The following is a 16,172-nucleotide window of genomic DNA, read 5'->3' as shown; positions in this document are numbered from 1 at the left end:
GCGACTCGCCAATACGGAACGGCCGCGCTATCGATACCGTGCCCCATCGGCGGCTTGCGGCACTCAAGCGACCCGCACCGCCAGCCGGTTGATCCCATCGGCCAGCGCGGCCGAAACCGCCGCCGCGGGCACTTCGGCGGCGCCCAGGCGGTAAGGGTTGGCGCTTCGGTCAAAGGGCAGGTCGGCGCCGTTGAGGTTCACCGCGGTCGGGCCGCATCCGGAGCCGTCGACGCGATAAACCACTTCGACCGTCCGGCCCAGGAGTTGCGTCTCGATCCGCAGCCCATCCAGGCTCTTCGGAATCACCGGATCGATCACCAGCCGGTTCTTCTCCCGGCATAACCCCAGAAAGCACCGTAGAATCAGTCTCATGCCGATGCCGGCGCCGCTGGAATAGATCCGCCAGCCGCCGTCGAGGGGGATTTCGCCCCGCCGCACCCGGTCGTACTCGGCCTGGGCCCGGTAACGATCGGCGAAGGTCGCATCCGAACTGGAGTAGTAGCCGTTGGATTGCCGCAGGGTGGCGGCGGGAACCAGCGCGCGGAGACCGACGGGATTGGCCTTGCACAGGGCTTCGAAAAACCCTTCGGCATCGCCGTAGCGGGCCAGCGCTTCGGCATAGCGCAGATGGGCATGGGTGTACATCAGGCCGATTTCGCGGCCGAAGAAGCTGCTGCTCTCGGCGCGCTGGAAAATCCTCTGCGGGCCGCCGCGGTATGTCATGGGCCGGTCGAACAGCCGGGCGCCGTCGGGCGCCGAGAGGCGGTCTCGAATGCAGGCGAGGTGGGTTTCCGCCTGGGCCGGGGTCAACATGCCGTTGATGACGGCATGGATCATCGGCAACAGGCTGTAGGCGAGGCCGGTGGTCCGGTCCCGCGGGTGCAGCAGATAGTCGATGCGGCCGTCGCCCCCGAAATAAGCGAAACCGGCGAGAAGATCGTCGACCAGCAAAAGCCGCCGGAAATCCTCCAGGACACTCTCGGCCGCCGCCTCGAAGCCGGCCGCGCGCTCGTCCAGACCCAGACGGCGCAGAGCTTGCGCGAGGGTGGTCAGGGTCTGGTAGTGTAGGGTGACGGTCCAGGTGCTGCACAGCCGTTCGCGCATGGCCGGATCCACCGGTTGCAGCGCGTCGTTCCAGTCCCCGTGGCCGTAGGCGGCGAGCCGCGTGCCCGGGATCGTCCGCGCTCCAATGACCGTAAGCGCCCGCTCCACATGCTGCCATAGCGTCGCCCATTCGGCCTTGCCGTCGCCTTCGGGATGGAAGAAGGGCACCGATTCCTCCAGCAGCGAGGCGTCTTCCGTGGCGGAGAGGTACTGTGCGAGCGCCAGGATGGGCCAGAACACGATGTCGCCGTGGGAGTCGGAAGGCCGGATGTTCCGCTCCCGGTCGAAGAACATGAACCATTGCGGCCAGTCGCCGTCGGCGTTCTGGGCCTTGAACACCCGGATCAGGAGGTCGCGCAGCGGCTCGAAGCGGCCCAGTGCCAGCAGCATCTCCACGGGACCCTGGGTCACGTCGCGGGTGCCCCAGCCGCCGCCGGAATACTGCTCCAGGCCGCGGGGGCTGAGATAGTGGATCAGCGCGTTATGGGCGAACCAGGGCAGGATGTCGGCGAGTCGCGCCGCATTCCCGGCCAGAGGGCTTTCGGCAGGCGGTTCGATGCGCGTTCCGGCGACCGCCTCCGTCCAGTACCGATCCGGGCTCATCTCCTCCCCGGCCGTTGCGTCAACGGCCATCAGGCAGCCCGTCATGCGGAAGCCGATCTCCGTCGCGGGGGCCGTGACCAGGCACAGGAATGGTTGGTGGCGGGAGCGGCCATCGGCGAACAGGAGCTCGTCTCCGCCCACCTGCTCCAGGCCCGTGCCGGGGACGGGATCGATGCGGAATCCGCCACCCGGAAAACGCCGGCCGACGTCGCTCTCGGCAATCGGACGGACGAACACGCCCTGCTCGTCCCGCTCGTACCGCACCGGTACCGCCTCGGCGCCGTCGTCGCCGTTGATGGCGACATGATTGGAAATCAGGCAACGCACGGAGGGGCCGGACAACACCTCGACGGCCAGATTCAGCTCGTGTCTGTCGGTCGGCGCCAGGCTTCGCACTTCGATCAGCCCGTCATCGTGTTTGTAAATCCAGCGGCAGCCTTCGGGCATCATCTCGAAGGCCGAGGGGACATCGAGCAAACGCCAGTCTCCGGCCAGGTCTACGAAAATGCGCTGGCCGTGGGAGCGGAACAGGCTCAGATAGCTGTGGGTGGTGGACAGGAATCGGTTGATGGACACATGCCCTTGCGTCACCATCGAGTGGAACACGCCGGCCATCCAGACGGTGGACGTCAGTCCGGCCTCGTCGGGAGTCAGCCCGCTACCGGTTCGAAGGATATGGCCGTGGGGCCGCAGCACTTTCAGTTCCTTGACTTTCAACGCCACGTGCCGGCGCGAACCCGCGAAAAAGGACAGCAGAGCCTCGTCGACGACCTCTTCCTCCCGACGTTCGCCGCCGAACAGATGGTCAAGATCGGCTTCGGTCAGTTCCAGGGCATCGAGCAGCGGCGCGGAGCCGAACAGATTCGCGTCCGGCGCGATACCTTCGGGCGCGTTCCGGTCCCATGACGGTGCGGCTTCCGGCAGACTCAGGACTCGATCGACGTAAACCAGGTCGGCATCGGAGCTCGCCGCCGGATGATCTTCCCGGAACCCGCCGAAAAAACCGGCCACCTCCGTGGCGCCGGGTTCCAGCCGCAACGGGGCATCCTGAATCGCCGCCATGGCGTGCTCGTGCTGGCGGCGGAATCCGGGCAAACCTTCCGCCAGTCCCGGCGGCAGCCGGCCGGCGCGAGCGGCGAGGCCATAGACCTGCAAGGCGTCGGTGGCGTAACTCGTGCCCCGCCGCAGCGATCCCACGATCGCCCAGGGATTCCGCCCTCCCACGGACAGGTTCTGGCGCGAAGCCAGAACGATTCCGCGCTCGGGATGGGCCAAGGGCGCGTGGTCCAGATATTGGCTGACGTAATACTCGTTGAGCCTCACCGCGCCATACGGGGCCAGTCCCAGGTCCTGGGTATGGATCAGCTCCACCGTTCGCGGTGCGCGGCCCGTATTCTCCAGCCGCACGTGCCAAAACCAGGCAGGCGCGGATTCCGCGAGAACCAGAGAGACGGTAAACCGGATGTCCCGCCATTCGCCGCTCGCGACGAGACCTCGCCGGTCACGGCGAATCGCGGCGGGGCTCCGGGGACCGAGCAATGGAACGGCTTCGACCGGATTGCCGGGCAAACGCAGATAGAGATTGGCGGGACCTCCCTCCACCTCGTTGCCCGGAAAGAGGTTGATGAGAATGTCCTTGTGATCCATGCGCCGAATCGAGCCGTTGGCATTCACCTGTACGGAAAGGCCGGAAGGGCTTTCGAGACGACCGGATTCCATCGGGGGAGGGGGATTGTGATTCGCCATGAGCGAGGTTCCTTACATCTGTTGTGCCGGTCCGGAAGGCCGCGGCGCGATCCGATTCGACGAACTCCAAAAGGCTAGAGCATTTTCATCTCGCGTTGACGGCATTCCGTGCGGAACGCGTATGTCGTGGGGGAGGGCGACTCAAGTCGCCCCTACATCGCCCCTGCATCCGTATCGAAAACGCTCCAACGGTTCGCCCATCCCGGAGCCGCCGGTAATTTTTCGGGTTCACGAGGGAGGGGCGTGTCTAATTTATCAGAACTTTATCCTTCCATGGAGCCGCGAACCGGTTGCTCCGAAGGAGCGGCTCATCGGCGGATGCCGAAACCCGACAGCCCTAACGGACGGAACTCGGAACTACCGCCCCGGCCTCTAATAAGACCAACGAGCCTCGCTGCGGCAGGCTCGTCAGGCATGGAGATTCGACTCGGACGGCTATTCCCCCAGAGTCATGCGCCCACCCGATCCAAATACCTCCGTTGCCCGAAAAATTCGTCAATGACGTATGGAGGAGACTCGACATGACTGCCGATTTCACAAATCTCGACGAAAGAGAGGCCATCAGCGCTTTTGGTCCTGCCCGTTCCACCGTAACCGGAGCGCCCCTGAACGCCGACGAATTGCGCCAAATCCACGCCTTCTGGCGCGCTTCCAATTATCTGGCCCTGGGGATGATTTACCTTCAGGACAATTCGCTGTTGCGGGAATCGCTCAGGCCGGAACACATCAAGAACCGGCTGCTGGGGCACTGGGGCGCCAGCCCGGCACTGTCCTTCGCCTATACCCACATGAACCGCGCCATCCGAAAATACGACCTGGACGCCATTTTTCTGGCCGGTCCGGGTCACGGCGCGCCCGGCGTATTGGGTCCGGTGTACCTGGAAGGCACTTATTCGGAGATTTATTCGGACAAGAGCCTGGACGAGCAAGGGCTCAAGATCTTTTTCAAACAGTTCTCCTTCCCCGGCGGGATCGGCAGCCACTGCACGCCGGAAACCCCCGGCTCCATCCATGAAGGCGGCGAACTGGGCTATGTGCTCTCCCACGCCTGCGGCGCGGCCTTCGACAACCCCGATCTGATCGTCGCCGCAGTGGTGGGCGATGGCGAAGCCGAAACCGGACCTCTCGCCACTTCCTGGCACATCAACAAATTCCTGAATCCGGCTCGCGACGGCGCGGTGCTGCCCATCCTCAATCTCAACGGCTACAAGATCAACAACCCGACTCTTTTGGCCCGGATCAGCCATGAAGAACTGAAAAAGCTGTTCGAGGGCTATGGCTGGACCCCCTATTTCGTGGAAGGCTCCGATCCCGACAGCATGCACCAGGCGATGGCCGCCACGGTGGATCGCTGCGTCGAGGAGATTCGTTCGGCCCAGGGCGAAGTCCGCCGCGGCGGCATCGTCGGTCGTCCGCGTTGGCCGATGATCGTGTTGCGTAGTCCCAAGGGCTGGACCGCGCCCGATACGGTGGACGGGCACAAGATCGAAGGCTTCTGGCGCGCGCACCAGGTGCCCATCGCCGACGCGAAGAAGAACCCGGAACATTTGAAGCGCCTGGAGGACTGGTTCCGCAGCTACAAGCCGGAAGAACTGTTCGACGAGAGCGGCGCGCCGGTGCCGGAAATCCGCGCCCAGGCCCCGACCGGCCAGCGCCGCATGGGTTCCAACCCGCATGCCAACGGAGGCGTACTGAAGAAGATGCTGCGCATGCCCGATTTCCGGGATTACGCCATCGCCGTGGACCAACCCGGCCAAACGGAGGCGGAAAACACCCGGCCGCTCGGGGTGTTCCTGCGCGACATCATGGTCGCCAATCCGAACAATTTCCGCCTGTTCAGCCCGGACGAAAACACCTCCAACAAGCTCACCGCCGTGTACGAGGCCAGCAAGAAATTCTGGATCGAAAACTACCTTCCGGAAGACGCCGACGGCGGCGAACTGGCTGTCGACGGGCGGGTCATCGAAATGCTCAGCGAGCATACTCTGGAAGGCATGCTGGAAGGCTATCTTCTGACCGGACGGCACGGCTTCTTCTCGACCTACGAAGCCTTCGTCCACATCATCGATTCCATGTTCAACCAGCACGCCAAATGGCTGACCATCTGCAACCATTTGTCCTGGCGGGCGAAAATCGCTTCACTCAACTTGCTCATCACCTCCACGGTGTGGCGGCAGGATCACAACGGCTTCACTCACCAGGACCCCGGTTTTCTCGATATCGTGGTCAACAAGCGGGCGGAAGTGACCCGCATCTATCTGCCGCCCGACGTGAACAGCCTCTTGTCGGTGGCCGACCATTGCCTGAAGAGCGAGAACTACGTCAACGTCATCGTCTGCGACAAGCAATCGCACCTGCAATACCTGGACATGGACAACGCCATCGCCCACTGCTCGAAAGGCATCGGTATCTGGGACCGGGCCAGCAACGACCAGGGGGTGGAACCGGACGTGGTATTGGCCTGCGCCGGCGACATCCCCACCCAGGAAGCCCTGGCCGCCACCGCTCTCTTGCGGGCGGAATTCCCCGATCTCAAGATCCGCTTCATCAACGTGGTGGACCTGTTCAAGCTGCAACCGGAGACAGAACACCCGCACGGTCTTTCCGACCGCGACTTCGACAGCCTGTTCACCGTGGACAAGCCGATCATCTTCAACTTTCACGGCTATCCCTGGCTGATTCACCGCCTGGCCTACCGGCGGACCAACCACAAGAACATGCACGTCCGCGGCTACAAGGAAAAGGGCAACATCAACACGCCCCTGGAGCTGGCGATCCAGAATCAGATCGACCGCTTCAGCGTTGCCATCGACGTCATCGACCGGGTGCCGAGAATCCGGGTGGCCGGCGCCCATGCCAAGGAGAAGTTCAGGAACCGGCAACTCGCCTGCCGGCATTATGCCTACGAGCATGGGACGGATCTGCCGGAAGCGGCGGAGTGGCGGTGGCCGGGCTGACGAATGCGGATCGGATTCCGTCCGGCGCTTCGGCCGCCGTCGCCGCACACTTGTGACGAGATCCGGTTGGAGATGGAGAGCCGGGCCGCGCATCAACGGACGCGGGAAACCTACGGACCGGAACGGTTGCAGCAGGATTTGGCCGCGCACGGAGTCCCGTTTCGCCTGGCGCATCGGATCCGGACCGCGCTGCCGTCGTCGGACGAAGGCGTAGCAGCCCGCCCGGCTCACCCCCGGCACACGGCACAATCGTTTCACGGAATAAGCCTTCTTCGCCTGATCAATGAACGGATATCTCCGCCCACTTCCTGCGCGAAGAAGGCCGCCGCCTTTACCGGAATATCGCGCTCCTGCTTCAGCCGACGGTTCTCGTCCCGCAGTCGCCGCCGTCCGCTTGCCATTCCCGTGGAAGGCTTCGCTTTCATCGGCCCGGAACGCCTGGATCCATCACCCCAGCATCTTCGGGTTGATCCCCAGGTTGCGACCGGCCTCGGCCTGAGTGTGCCCGTGTTCGGTCACCAGCCGCACCGCATCCTGCCTGAACTCCTTCGTATAGCGTTTTCTTGTCACCAATTTTCACCGCAGTTGTAGAGCTTAACTCCTTAACGCAGGTGTCTGCTGGCATTGGATCACGTCAGACTCGCCGATGCCTCCCCTGTATTGGCCAGCTTTTGGTGGCCTTTACCTCACTTCACCGGTGCGAGTTCGAAAATCACGATTTCGGCGTCGCCTCCTCCGATATTCTCTACGGTCATGGCGGCTCCCGTTTCCCAGAAAACATCGCCCGGACCGTAGACGTGCGTTTCGCCCGAGTCCTCCACTCTTAGTCTCCCCTTGAGCACGTAGCGCGGGCCGGGACCTTCGTGGGTATGCAGAGGCGTCTTGTGGCCGGATGGGAACTGAACCCGAATGACCCGCGTTTCCACCGTATCGGCGGACAGCGGCACCACCTTCTTCAACAACAATTGCCGGGCCATCGGAGCCGCCTCCTCGGCATAGGTTGAGCCAATTCCGGCACCGAAACCTAATGCGCCCAGCATGAGGGCAATGTACGAACAGCGTGAAATTCCTTGCATGGCATGACCTCTAGAAAATATTCATCATCGTCTTCCCGGCAAAAGCTTGGACGGAAAGACGGTTGAATGGGTGCCCGACCGACTCGGTTCGGCTTCGGGCTTATCCGCCTCGCCTCTTCGGAACCGAGACTCAGCCGACGCGCCCGGCCTTCATCGCCTCCGGTACTTCGATCAGCTTGCCGCTGCGTACGTCATAGATGAAGCCGTAGATCGGAATGTTTTTCGGCACCAGAGTGTGGTTGCGGATCCGTTTCACGTCCTCGACGACGCTTTGCTCCTGATTCTCGATGGTCAGCCAGTTGATGTATTTGCCGTCCGTCGAACCCGGACCCTTGCCGACATCGTGCCAGCCGCCGGCGTCGATGGTGGCGGTTTCCAGGCTGCTGCTCAGCAAATCGCTCATGATCTCGTTGGTGAACAATTCCATTCCGCAATCGGTGTGATGGATCACGAACCACTCGCGGGTTCCGAGCAGCTTATACGAGATCACCAGGGAACGGATCGCATCGTCGCTGGCCCGCCCGCCCGCATTGCGGACCACGTGAGCATCGCCCTCGGAAAGACCGGCGTACTTGGCGGGATCCAGACGGGCATCCATGCAAGTCAGGATCGCGAAATGCCGTCCCGGCGGCATGGGGAGGTGACCTTTGTTGAAGCCGGACGCATAGCCCTGGTTGGCATTCAGCACTTCAGTCAGGATTTGGCTCATCAGATTTCCTCCTAAGGATGGTTGTTATTGAAGCCAAGTCGCCGGTCAGGCTCGGCGGTAGATCAAGGCGAAGTTATTGGCCGGCATGTCCGTGGCTTGATCCAATGTCAGGCCATGCTGGGCGGCGGCACGGTTCAGGTCGGCCGTATCCTTGAGCCCCCATTCCGGCACGCCCGCTGAACGCAGGGTCCGATCGAACTCTTCGTTCGACGGTGTCGCGAATCTCCCCTCGACTTTGAAAGGGCCATAGATAAACAGAAAACCGTCGTCCGCCAACACTTGCGAGGCGCACTGCATCATGCCGTCCGCGATGGAAACCGGCGCGACCTGAAAGATGTTGATGCAGTAGATCGCGTGGAATTCCTCTTCGTCCGGATCGGGCCAGGTTTCCGGCTGGGTGAGATCCAGCCGGCGCGGCTTACGGATGTTGCTGAGACCGCTATCCGCCGTCAGCTTTTCGATATTCGGAAACACTTCCGCGTTCATGTCCGAGGGATGGAATTGCAGATGCTCGAAATGCGGGGCGAAGTAGTGCAGGTGCATGCCGCTCCCCGAGGCGAATTCGAGCACGTGGGCTTCGTCCTTTGGCAGCAGCGTTTTTAGTGTTTCCAGGATCGGATCCCGGTTGCGACGGCCGGCCCAAGCCACGTAGGGGCTCAGGGGATGGGGATCCAGTGGGGGTCTGTCTTGGGACATAAAAAATTCTCCTCTGGAAGGATCTTGTTTTCATGATTCAGGTCAGGTGTCCGGGAACCGGGCGAATTAGAATAGGCAGCTTGCGTGCCAATCTTGTTTGATTCGGATTTAACATAAAAACAAGCAATTACAAGGAGGAGCATGTATGGTAGTGAAAGATAGCTTCACTAAATGAAGCTAGGTTTCGCGTAATCTCGTTCCGGGCCGTTGATCACTCCGCTGTCCGCAGCCAAGCATTTCGGACCGGTCTCGCGGCGAGTCCGTTTCCGCCGATCAGCGCTTGTTGCGCTCGCACAGACTGTCCAATCGGCTGGCGAAAGCCCGCTCCCACAGGCCATAAACCCATCCGAGAACCGGTCTAACGAAAGCGGATTAAACGTTACCCCTTCGCCGAAGGCATCCCGCATGAGTTGGCGGGCGTCCATGAAGGCGCTGTTCGATCTGCGAGCCTAGCCAATTCCGGAAGACGCGGCTACTCCGGCAGATCGTTCAGTTCGTAGCTGGTACTGCGTCCGCCCGCATCCGATTTTCGCAGCACGCCCCGCGCAAGCAGGTCGTTGATATCGCGCAGGGCCGTGTCCGGCGAGCACTTGGCAATGGCCGCCCATTTACTGCTGGTGAGCTTGCCTTCGAAGCGGTCGAGCAGCCGATGGAGCAGCTTCACCTGGCGTTCGTTCAATGGCGTGGCCGCCCAGCGCTGCCAGAAGCGTGCCTTGGTTAGTACGGTGTCGAGCGTGTGCTGTGCTTGATCGATGGCGCGATGGAGCGTGTCGAGGAACCAGGCGAGCCACTCGGTGACATCCATCGACTGTTTCTGGGTCCGCTCCAGGATGTCGTAGTACGCCTTGCGTTCTCGCCGGATCTGCGCCGACAAACTGTAGAAACGCTGGGGACTACCATCGGCGCGGGCCAGCAGCAGGTCGCCGATGGCTCGGGCGATACGGCCATTGCCGTCGTCGAACGGGTGCAGGGTGACGAACCACAGATGGCCGAGGCCGGCCTTGAGCAAGGGCGGCTCAAAGGACGCGCTATTCACCCAGTCGAGGAACCGCCTGGTTTCGGCCTCCAGACGATCGGCGGGCGGTGCTTCGAAATGCACCCGCTGCCGGCCAACGGGGCCAGACACCACTTGCATGGGCCCCGTGGCATCGTCGCGCCAGCCGCCGACCTTGATCCTGGAAAGACCGGAGTAGCCGGTTGGAAACAGCGCGGCATGCCAGCCGAACAGTCGTTCCCGCGACACCGGTGCATGGCAGTTGGCAGTGGCATCGAGCGCCATCTCGACCATGCCTTCGACGTGCCGATCGACAGGGGGCAGGGCGCCGATGTCCACGCCCAGCCTACGGGCGATGCTTGAGCGAACGGATTCGGCGTTGAGCTGCTCACTCTCGATCTCGCTGGTCTTGATCACATCTTCGGTGAGCGCAGCAAGGCTCGCCTGATCGCGCAGCGCCATACCCACGTCGGCCAGGCGCCCCAACAAGATCCCCTGGGCGCGACTGACCTCGGCCATAGGACTGGCCAGTGCCGCCAAATCGTAGCGCCAGTTCGGCCAATCACCGGTCTGCCAGATGTAAAGATAATCGCCGCTATTCATGCGGATATTATGGATCGCAATCTCCGCATCGCCCAGCCATTTACCGCAAGATATGCGGCGATAGAGGCGCTATTCGCCGCATGGCAGGCGAAGAGTCGCGCTGCACAAAAAGAGGGGTCAGCCAGCGTAGCCCGGATGGAGCTTTGCGGAATCCGGGACGATCGGTGCCTCGACTCCCCCGGATTCCACTGCGTTTCATCCGGGCTACTCGCTCATCGCGCGCCGCGCCGGTTCGTCCCTTGCCGCCGCATGGGGCATCTCCACCCCGAATCAACCCGGCGTAGTTTGTAGGCCAGGTCAATAGTACTCATGCGGGCGTGTAGCCCTCTCATTGCAGGACCACTGGTGAAGCCAAGCCGTAGACTATTAGCTGGAACAATTCGTTCGATGTCGATACGCCGTCGCGGCGGGTGGTGAGCAACGTATTTCCGGCTGAGTCTCGGTAGATTCCCACGTTGAACCCGCTCGAGGTTTGAAGCGCATAAGTGCAGTTGCCCTGATCGATGATCCGGAATTTCTCCCAGGCCAGGACTTGTGTCGCATCAGTGTGGAAGATGGTCGATGTGGTACTGATGCATGCACCTGGAAAGCCCGGGTCGCAGTCGATATGTTTTTGCACGAGTCCTCCACCACCGAGGGCGGTAACGAAGGTCACACCATTGGAAGTCTGCAGAGCATGGGAGCCGTCGCTTTGCCGGATGAGTTTAAATCGCGACTCCGGTTCTGCCCGTCCGGCTAGTATTATGTCTCCTTGCGGTGACTGGCCGCCTGGCAACTGGGCGGACAGAAATGTACCGTCCGCGGTCAGAATGCCGTACTCGAATCCCGATCCTACGTCGCCGCACTTGACGATCCGAAATTTTTCCCAATTTTGAATCTGCGTCGCATCGGTATGAAAGGCATCTGCGGATTTGCCGCCGGCTCCGACTGCCGTGACATAAAACCCGTTTATCGTATTAATCGCATAAAAACTGGGCGCGAAGTCGCCGACACTCAGATCGAGCAGTCGAAATCGCTCCCAGTCTAGGGCTTGCGTGGCATCTGAGTGAAAAGCACCACTCGTCAGGCCTCCTCCGTTCAGCGCAGTCAAATAATTGCCGCGGGACGTCTGAATGCTCTTGTCGTGAGGCGTGTCGGGGTAAGTCACGGCAAATTTGAACTTTTCCCAGGGCCCGGCTGTCGTCGCGGTCGTCAGGAGGACAGGTTCGGCTATCCTTCCTCCCCCATCAATCGCGGTCACATAAAAGCCTTTGTAAGTCCGCAGCGCGAACTCGCCCGGCCAAGGCAATAAGGCAGGGAGACTCTGCATTGGGGCAATCCCGCCCTCCTGGACTTCACCAGAGGCCGGTTGGCCTTGACCCTGTTCGACGACGCTAGACGACGTTAGAGAACCGGATGGGGATGCGGACGCATCCGCGGCGTGGCCCGCCAGGCTCATGAGAAAACAAGCGATGGGCCAGAGTGATGGCAATCGGTGTGTTCGCATACTGGACCTCTTATCTCGTTCAATCCTAAAGAACAGGAAATTCACGCGGCGACTTCGCCATAGCGTGGTTGATGTAAGAATCGGGGCTGCTGCAATAACAGATTATCGCAGGCACAGCGGATAAATCATTGAAATATTTAGATGCCAAGGATGAAAACGTAAAGGGCCGCCGAGATTGCCCGCGGCGGTCCACCGCATCGAGCGTCTTGCCGGTATACAGAACGCCCGCCACGCTGACCAGATAGTCGATGACGCCGGGCTCGCGATCGACAGCTGCCGAGGCGACCGCCGCGCCGACACCCTGGGCGGCCCCGGTCACCAGGGCAATGCGCGGACGCGGACTGAAGTCGGAAAGGGAGCAATGTCGTTAAGTTAAGCCGTCATGCCGGCAGGGAATGTCGGCATCCATAGTACAGGGATGTGACCCGAGCCGATGCCATCCTTGGCGTTTAGATTCCGGCACAAAACCGTCGGGAACGGTTTTGGACAGCCGCGGGCTCGTCCGAAGGACGAGCCCCAGGGAAGGGGCGAGCACTCCCTGCCGGCATGACGGCTTAACTTAACGACATTGGCCCTACTGCCGCACGTATACTGATCGGCTATCTCGCGGAATTGGGAGATAGACTGGAGGTGCGGCCAAGAAAATCGAGGATGTTTGTCAAACAGAGAACGTGTGGTAAGAGTGTGACGGATGATGAACAAAAATCGTTCAATTACTTGTTGGGCTTTGAAATGAACAAAGAACTAATACGGCTGATCAAGAGAGAGAAATGGTCAAATGTCGACGGGCCGGCAAAAAGTCCCGGAGGTGGCGATAACCGGCAAAATAGACGCTTCGTTTTTTCGGGAATGGTTCACCGATGTTGACCATCAGAGATCACGTCACCGCCGATTTGTTCGACATCAGTGATCACTTTAGTAAACCCAAACGGCAGGCGCTGGAGCGCTCATGGGCGGGTGTCTTTCGCGACCACTTGCTCAAACACCTGAGGTAAGCTGGAAAAAGTGGACACCAAAGTTTCCAATGATGAGACGGAGGTGTTGCATGCGAAAGTTACCGAAAGGAACCTATACCCAAGAATTCCGTGAGCAGGCGGTGAAATGGGTGCTGGAAGAAAGCTTGTCGTTGCGGGAAGCTGGACAGCGGCTCTCGCTGTCGCCCAAGACCCTGCAGAACGGGGTGATTGCGGCGCGAAAAGGCACGTTGAAGGCCATCGGGCCGAGCCGGCCGCCCTTGACCGAGCTGGAGTTGGCCCGGCTGAAGCGAGCTTTGCCAAGGAAGAGCGAAGCGAAGGATGCCGCTGCAAGATCCGCGCTGATGAAGACATTGCGACTCGACGATCCGGTGCGGTTGATGTGCCGGGTGTTCGACGTGTCTCCGAGCGGATTTTACGCCTGGCTGAAACGACCGTTGTCGCGGCATGCCCGTGACGAGCCCCGGCTGGAGGTGGAGATCCAGGCCGCGCATCAACGGACGCGGGAAACCTACGGGCCGGAACGGTTGCAGCAGGATCTGGCCGCGCACCGCATCAAGCGGATCCGCAAGAAGCTGGGGCTCCGCTGCCGACAGAAACGGAAGTTCAACGCGACCACGGATTCCCGGCATGGCCTGCCGGTGGCGGATAACCTTCTGGGCCAGGACTTTACGATAGCACGGGCGCCCAACGAGGTTTGGCTCAGCGATCTGACGTACATCGCGACTGGCGAAGGGTGGCTGTACCTAGTCGGCCACAAGGACTTGTTTACCGGGGAAATCGTGGGCTACGCGCTGGGTGAACGCATGACGACGGCGCTGGTCAGGCAGTCTCTGTGGCGGGCGGTATCGATCCGGCGGCCCGCTCCGGGCCTGATCCACCATTCCGATCGGAGCCGCCAGTATGTCGCCTACGCCTATCGGGCGCTGCTGGAGCCGTTCGGTTTTCAGGCCTCCGCCAACGGCGCCAGGCCCGATTAGGCTATCTGTCGCCCGCGGCCTACGCCCAACCGTTCTATCGGAATCAGCGGGCGGCTTGATCTTTGGCGTCCACGATTGCCAACCGACCTCAGGTTTGGAGATTATATTCGGCATGGACGTTATCCATCGTCTTTTCTCTCGATTTCGGCCAAGAGAGCACGCATCCGCACCTGTTCGACGGTGATGCATTCCCATAGATCACTTTCCCGGAATTGTTTGCGCAGCGTTCGGCAGCCTTCCATCAGCAGCAATAGATCGTGAAACACCTGATCGGAAATCTGACGGGACAGCAGCAAATGAAGCGGGAGTTCCAGAATACCGGGCGGTTTATCGACGATCTCGAAAATCATATGTTCCCGCCCTTCCCGAAGCAGAACCGGCAGCCGAAGGCTATTCGGCGCCAGGGCCAGGCGTTCCTCGCTGGCCGATTGCTCGGACAGCCCGAACAGCTGCCACCAACCGTACCAGGACCGATCGTCCCGGAAGTTTCTATCGGGTAAGTCGAGCACGAAACCATACCCGCTTTTCCAGGGGTGCACCGCCTCCTTGAAGCCGAGGCCCTGGGCGATTTTCAGCGCCAGAACGTGGGCCCGGCTGCGGAGTGATTTCAAATCGGTCTCTCTGGGCAAACGTCGCGGTTCCGTATTCAGACGCTCGTCGGGAAAGAGCGCCGGCTCCGCATCGGTTTCGTGCATCGAGAACAAGAGCTGATCGTTTGCGTTCGAATCGGGATCTCGATCGCTGTCGGCGATTGACCGATCGGGCTTCGGTGCGGCCGTCGCAGCCGCACTTGCCGGACCATCGGCGTCAGCAATCGGTCGCGCTTTGGCGACTATGAGTTTCGGTTGTCCTCCATGCGTATCGTTACCGGTTCCTGAACACCGTTCTTTCTGACCCAATGCAGCGACATCCGATCGCGCGCCATCCGGGATTTCCCGGTCCGCCATGGCTTCGTCCCGCTCCTCCGAGGTTTCATGAAGGAGCGCATCCATTTCGATTCGAATGCGATTCAGCGGATGGCCGGACAATTCCGCGAGCCGGCAATCGATCTCGCGCCGCGCTGTCGTTAGATCCGGCGTATCGCCGTCTTGGCCGGCCAACACGTCGGCAAACCAGGGATCGAAGGCGGGAAGCGGCGCGGGTGCGGACGCTGAAAGCGAGCGATGCACGACCCGATAGGCCTGCTCGATATCGCGGATCCGGTCGATCTGATGGCGTCCCAATCCTCCCCGCAATGTCCTTGGAATCAAGGGTTCCAGAGCTTCGGCGGCGTATTCGTAGCGGATCATCTGGCGGCGCGAGATCGTGTAGCCCTTGGCAGCCAGCCGGCGCTGAAATTCGCTGCGGGACAGTCGGCAACCGCTTTCCTGTTCCAATTGCATCTGGAGATCCTTCAAGGCCACGGCCTTGTCGATCAGCAGCATCTCGCCGCGCAGTTCGTTTTCGTCAGATGAGCGCTGAGGACGTGACTTTCGGATTTCCAGGGAACGAAGAGGCAATGCACTCGGCGAAATGACTCGTGCTGTGTCTCTTGCCATAGTTCCTTGAGGATCATCAGCCGAGTGTTGCCGCCGGACTCCACCATGAAGAGTTCGTCACCGGGGCGCCGGGTCACGGTAAGCGGATTGTTGAGGCCGGCATGGGCGCGGATCGAGTCCTTGATGTCGTGATAACGGGGATTGAGCTCGCGCCGGGGATTGCGGTCGTACGGCTTGATCTCCAGGAGCATTTGGGTCGTGGTGAGTGGGTCGGTAGCGGGCAAATCCCGGCTGGCACCGAAGTTTCCCTCCAATAAGAGGCCGCGTACATCGGGGATGGTCGTCTTGCGGCTCATGGAGCGCCTGTCACGCCTTGTTCGGCGGTAACAGCTCGGCGAGCTTCAGATGAGGAAACAGCTCGACCACCAAACCCAGCATGGTATCCAGAGCCGTGGGGGATTGATTTCTGGACCTTCGCTCCAATCGGTGGACCGGTTGTTTGTACGTGGCAGCCTCCCGATAGACGACCGAGGCCGGAATCAGCGCATCCAGAATGGTGATGGCGCCTTTGCTGGGAAGATAGGCTTCGCTACGCAGATCTTCAACGATGCGGCGGGCGTCCACCGTGCGGTCCTGTCGGTAAATGACGCCGCGCAAAGGACCGATGGGGGTACCGAGATAAGCCATCGGTTTCAATTTACGTCGAAAGTGAAAAGCACTGCTCGCCATCTTTATCTGGCTCTTCAAGGGCGGAGCATCACATCGA

At 61.0% G+C, this 16,172-nt stretch carries 13 protein-coding genes and 1 pseudogene; 3 read left to right on the top strand and 11 right to left on the bottom strand.

What is annotated here, in order from left to right:
* Window positions 1-63 precede the first annotated feature (63 nt).
* A complete protein-coding gene (locus ACWJKU_RS14950) occupies window positions 64-3,453 on the bottom strand; it encodes a GH36-type glycosyl hydrolase domain-containing protein (RefSeq protein WP_454143443.1) in 3,390 nt (1,129 codons plus the stop codon).
* 521 nt (window positions 3,454-3,974) lie between these two features.
* Between ACWJKU_RS14950 and ACWJKU_RS14945 the strand changes: the two genes are divergently transcribed.
* On the top strand, window positions 3,975-6,410 hold the full coding sequence (locus tag ACWJKU_RS14945; RefSeq protein WP_454143441.1) for a phosphoketolase family protein: 2,436 nt from the start codon (window positions 3,975-3,977) through the stop codon (window positions 6,408-6,410).
* Between the two features lie 447 nt (window positions 6,411-6,857).
* Here ACWJKU_RS14945 and ACWJKU_RS14940 read toward each other — a convergent pair whose 3' ends face one another.
* The 7 genes from ACWJKU_RS14940 to ACWJKU_RS14910 form a co-directional block, all read right to left on the bottom strand.
* Window positions 6,858-6,980 carry a transposase gene (locus tag ACWJKU_RS14940; RefSeq protein ID WP_454143439.1) on the bottom strand — a complete coding sequence of 41 codons (123 nt, stop codon included), beginning with the start codon at window positions 6,978-6,980 and terminating at the stop codon, window positions 6,858-6,860.
* A gap of 116 nt (window positions 6,981-7,096) precedes the next feature.
* A complete protein-coding gene (locus ACWJKU_RS14935; protein WP_454148147.1) occupies window positions 7,097-7,450 on the bottom strand; it encodes a cupin domain-containing protein in 354 nt (117 codons plus the stop codon).
* 166 nt (window positions 7,451-7,616) lie between these two features.
* Window positions 7,617-8,195 carry a beta-class carbonic anhydrase gene (locus tag ACWJKU_RS14930; protein ID WP_454143437.1) on the bottom strand — a complete coding sequence of 193 codons (579 nt, stop codon included), beginning with the start codon at window positions 8,193-8,195 and terminating at the stop codon, window positions 7,617-7,619.
* Window positions 8,196-8,240: 45 nt separating this feature from the next.
* The gene (locus ACWJKU_RS14925; protein ID WP_454143435.1) at window positions 8,241-8,891 is read right to left on the bottom strand and encodes a DUF938 domain-containing protein; all 651 of its coding nucleotides are present in this window, start codon (window positions 8,889-8,891) and stop codon (window positions 8,241-8,243) included.
* Between the two features lie 472 nt (window positions 8,892-9,363).
* Window positions 9,364-10,488: a Fic family protein gene (locus ACWJKU_RS14920; RefSeq protein ID WP_454143433.1), complete on the bottom strand. Its 1,125-nt coding sequence runs from the start codon at window positions 10,486-10,488 to the stop codon at window positions 9,364-9,366.
* 328 nt (window positions 10,489-10,816) lie between these two features.
* Entirely contained in the window at window positions 10,817-11,797 is a 981-nt protein-coding gene (locus tag ACWJKU_RS14915; protein WP_454143431.1) for a fascin domain-containing protein, read from the bottom strand.
* Between the two features lie 202 nt (window positions 11,798-11,999).
* The gene (locus ACWJKU_RS14910) at window positions 12,000-12,293 is read right to left on the bottom strand and encodes a hypothetical protein (RefSeq protein ID WP_454143429.1); all 294 of its coding nucleotides are present in this window, start codon (window positions 12,291-12,293) and stop codon (window positions 12,000-12,002) included.
* Between the two features lie 541 nt (window positions 12,294-12,834).
* Here ACWJKU_RS14910 and ACWJKU_RS14905 point away from each other — a divergent pair.
* Together ACWJKU_RS14905 and ACWJKU_RS14900 are read left to right on the top strand one after the other, a co-directional pair.
* Entirely contained in the window at window positions 12,835-12,969 is a 135-nt protein-coding gene (locus ACWJKU_RS14905; RefSeq protein WP_454143427.1) for a hypothetical protein, read from the top strand.
* Window positions 12,970-13,019: 50 nt separating this feature from the next.
* Window positions 13,020-13,987: pseudogene (locus ACWJKU_RS14900) on the top strand (IS3 family transposase).
* 60 nt (window positions 13,988-14,047) lie between these two features.
* On the opposite strand, the gene ACWJKU_RS14895 reads toward ACWJKU_RS14900, so the two are convergent.
* The 3 genes from ACWJKU_RS14895 to ACWJKU_RS14885 are packed head-to-tail and all read right to left on the bottom strand — an operon-like array spanning window position 14,048 to window position 16,093.
* Window positions 14,048-15,352 (bottom strand): hypothetical protein, encoded by a 1,305-nt coding sequence (locus ACWJKU_RS14895; RefSeq protein WP_454143425.1) that lies wholly within the window; start codon window positions 15,350-15,352, stop codon window positions 14,048-14,050.
* The gene (locus tag ACWJKU_RS14890; protein WP_454143423.1) at window positions 15,343-15,762 is read right to left on the bottom strand and encodes a hypothetical protein; all 420 of its coding nucleotides are present in this window, start codon (window positions 15,760-15,762) and stop codon (window positions 15,343-15,345) included. The genes ACWJKU_RS14895 and ACWJKU_RS14890 overlap by 10 nt, the downstream gene beginning before the upstream one ends.
* A gap of 10 nt (window positions 15,763-15,772) precedes the next feature.
* Window positions 15,773-16,093: a hypothetical protein gene (locus tag ACWJKU_RS14885; protein WP_454143421.1), complete on the bottom strand. Its 321-nt coding sequence runs from the start codon at window positions 16,091-16,093 to the stop codon at window positions 15,773-15,775.
* Window positions 16,094-16,172 lie beyond the last annotated feature (79 nt).

This window comes from Methylocaldum sp. MU1018 (assembly GCF_053646775.1).
This window is presented reverse-complemented; position numbering and strand designations above follow the sequence as displayed.

Bases quoted from the DNA above. Each gene is read 5' to 3' on its own strand.
- ACWJKU_RS14885 (WP_454143421.1), bottom strand. From the start codon at position 16,093: ATGGCTTATCTCGGTACCCCCATCGGTCCTTTGCGCGGCGTCATTTAC.
- ACWJKU_RS14950 (WP_454143443.1), bottom strand. From the start codon at position 3,453: ATGGCGAATCACAATCCCCCTCCCCCGATGGAATCCGGTCGTCTCGAA.
- ACWJKU_RS14935 (WP_454148147.1), bottom strand. From the start codon at position 7,450: ATGCTGGGCGCATTAGGTTTCGGTGCCGGAATTGGCTCAACCTATGCC.
- ACWJKU_RS14895 (WP_454143425.1), bottom strand. From the start codon at position 15,352: ATGCTGCTGATCGACAAGGCCGTGGCCTTGAAGGATCTCCAGATGCAA.
- ACWJKU_RS14920 (WP_454143433.1), bottom strand. From the start codon at position 10,488: ATGAATAGCGGCGATTATCTTTACATCTGGCAGACCGGTGATTGGCCG.
- ACWJKU_RS14945 (WP_454143441.1), top strand. From the start codon at position 3,975: ATGACTGCCGATTTCACAAATCTCGACGAAAGAGAGGCCATCAGCGCT.
- ACWJKU_RS14905 (WP_454143427.1), top strand. From the start codon at position 12,835: ATGTTGACCATCAGAGATCACGTCACCGCCGATTTGTTCGACATCAGT.
- ACWJKU_RS14890 (WP_454143423.1), bottom strand. From the start codon at position 15,762: ATGAGCCGCAAGACGACCATCCCCGATGTACGCGGCCTCTTATTGGAG.
- ACWJKU_RS14915 (WP_454143431.1), bottom strand. From the start codon at position 11,797: ATGCAGAGTCTCCCTGCCTTATTGCCTTGGCCGGGCGAGTTCGCGCTG.
- ACWJKU_RS14930 (WP_454143437.1), bottom strand. From the start codon at position 8,195: ATGAGCCAAATCCTGACTGAAGTGCTGAATGCCAACCAGGGCTATGCG.
- ACWJKU_RS14925 (WP_454143435.1), bottom strand. From the start codon at position 8,891: ATGTCCCAAGACAGACCCCCACTGGATCCCCATCCCCTGAGCCCCTAC.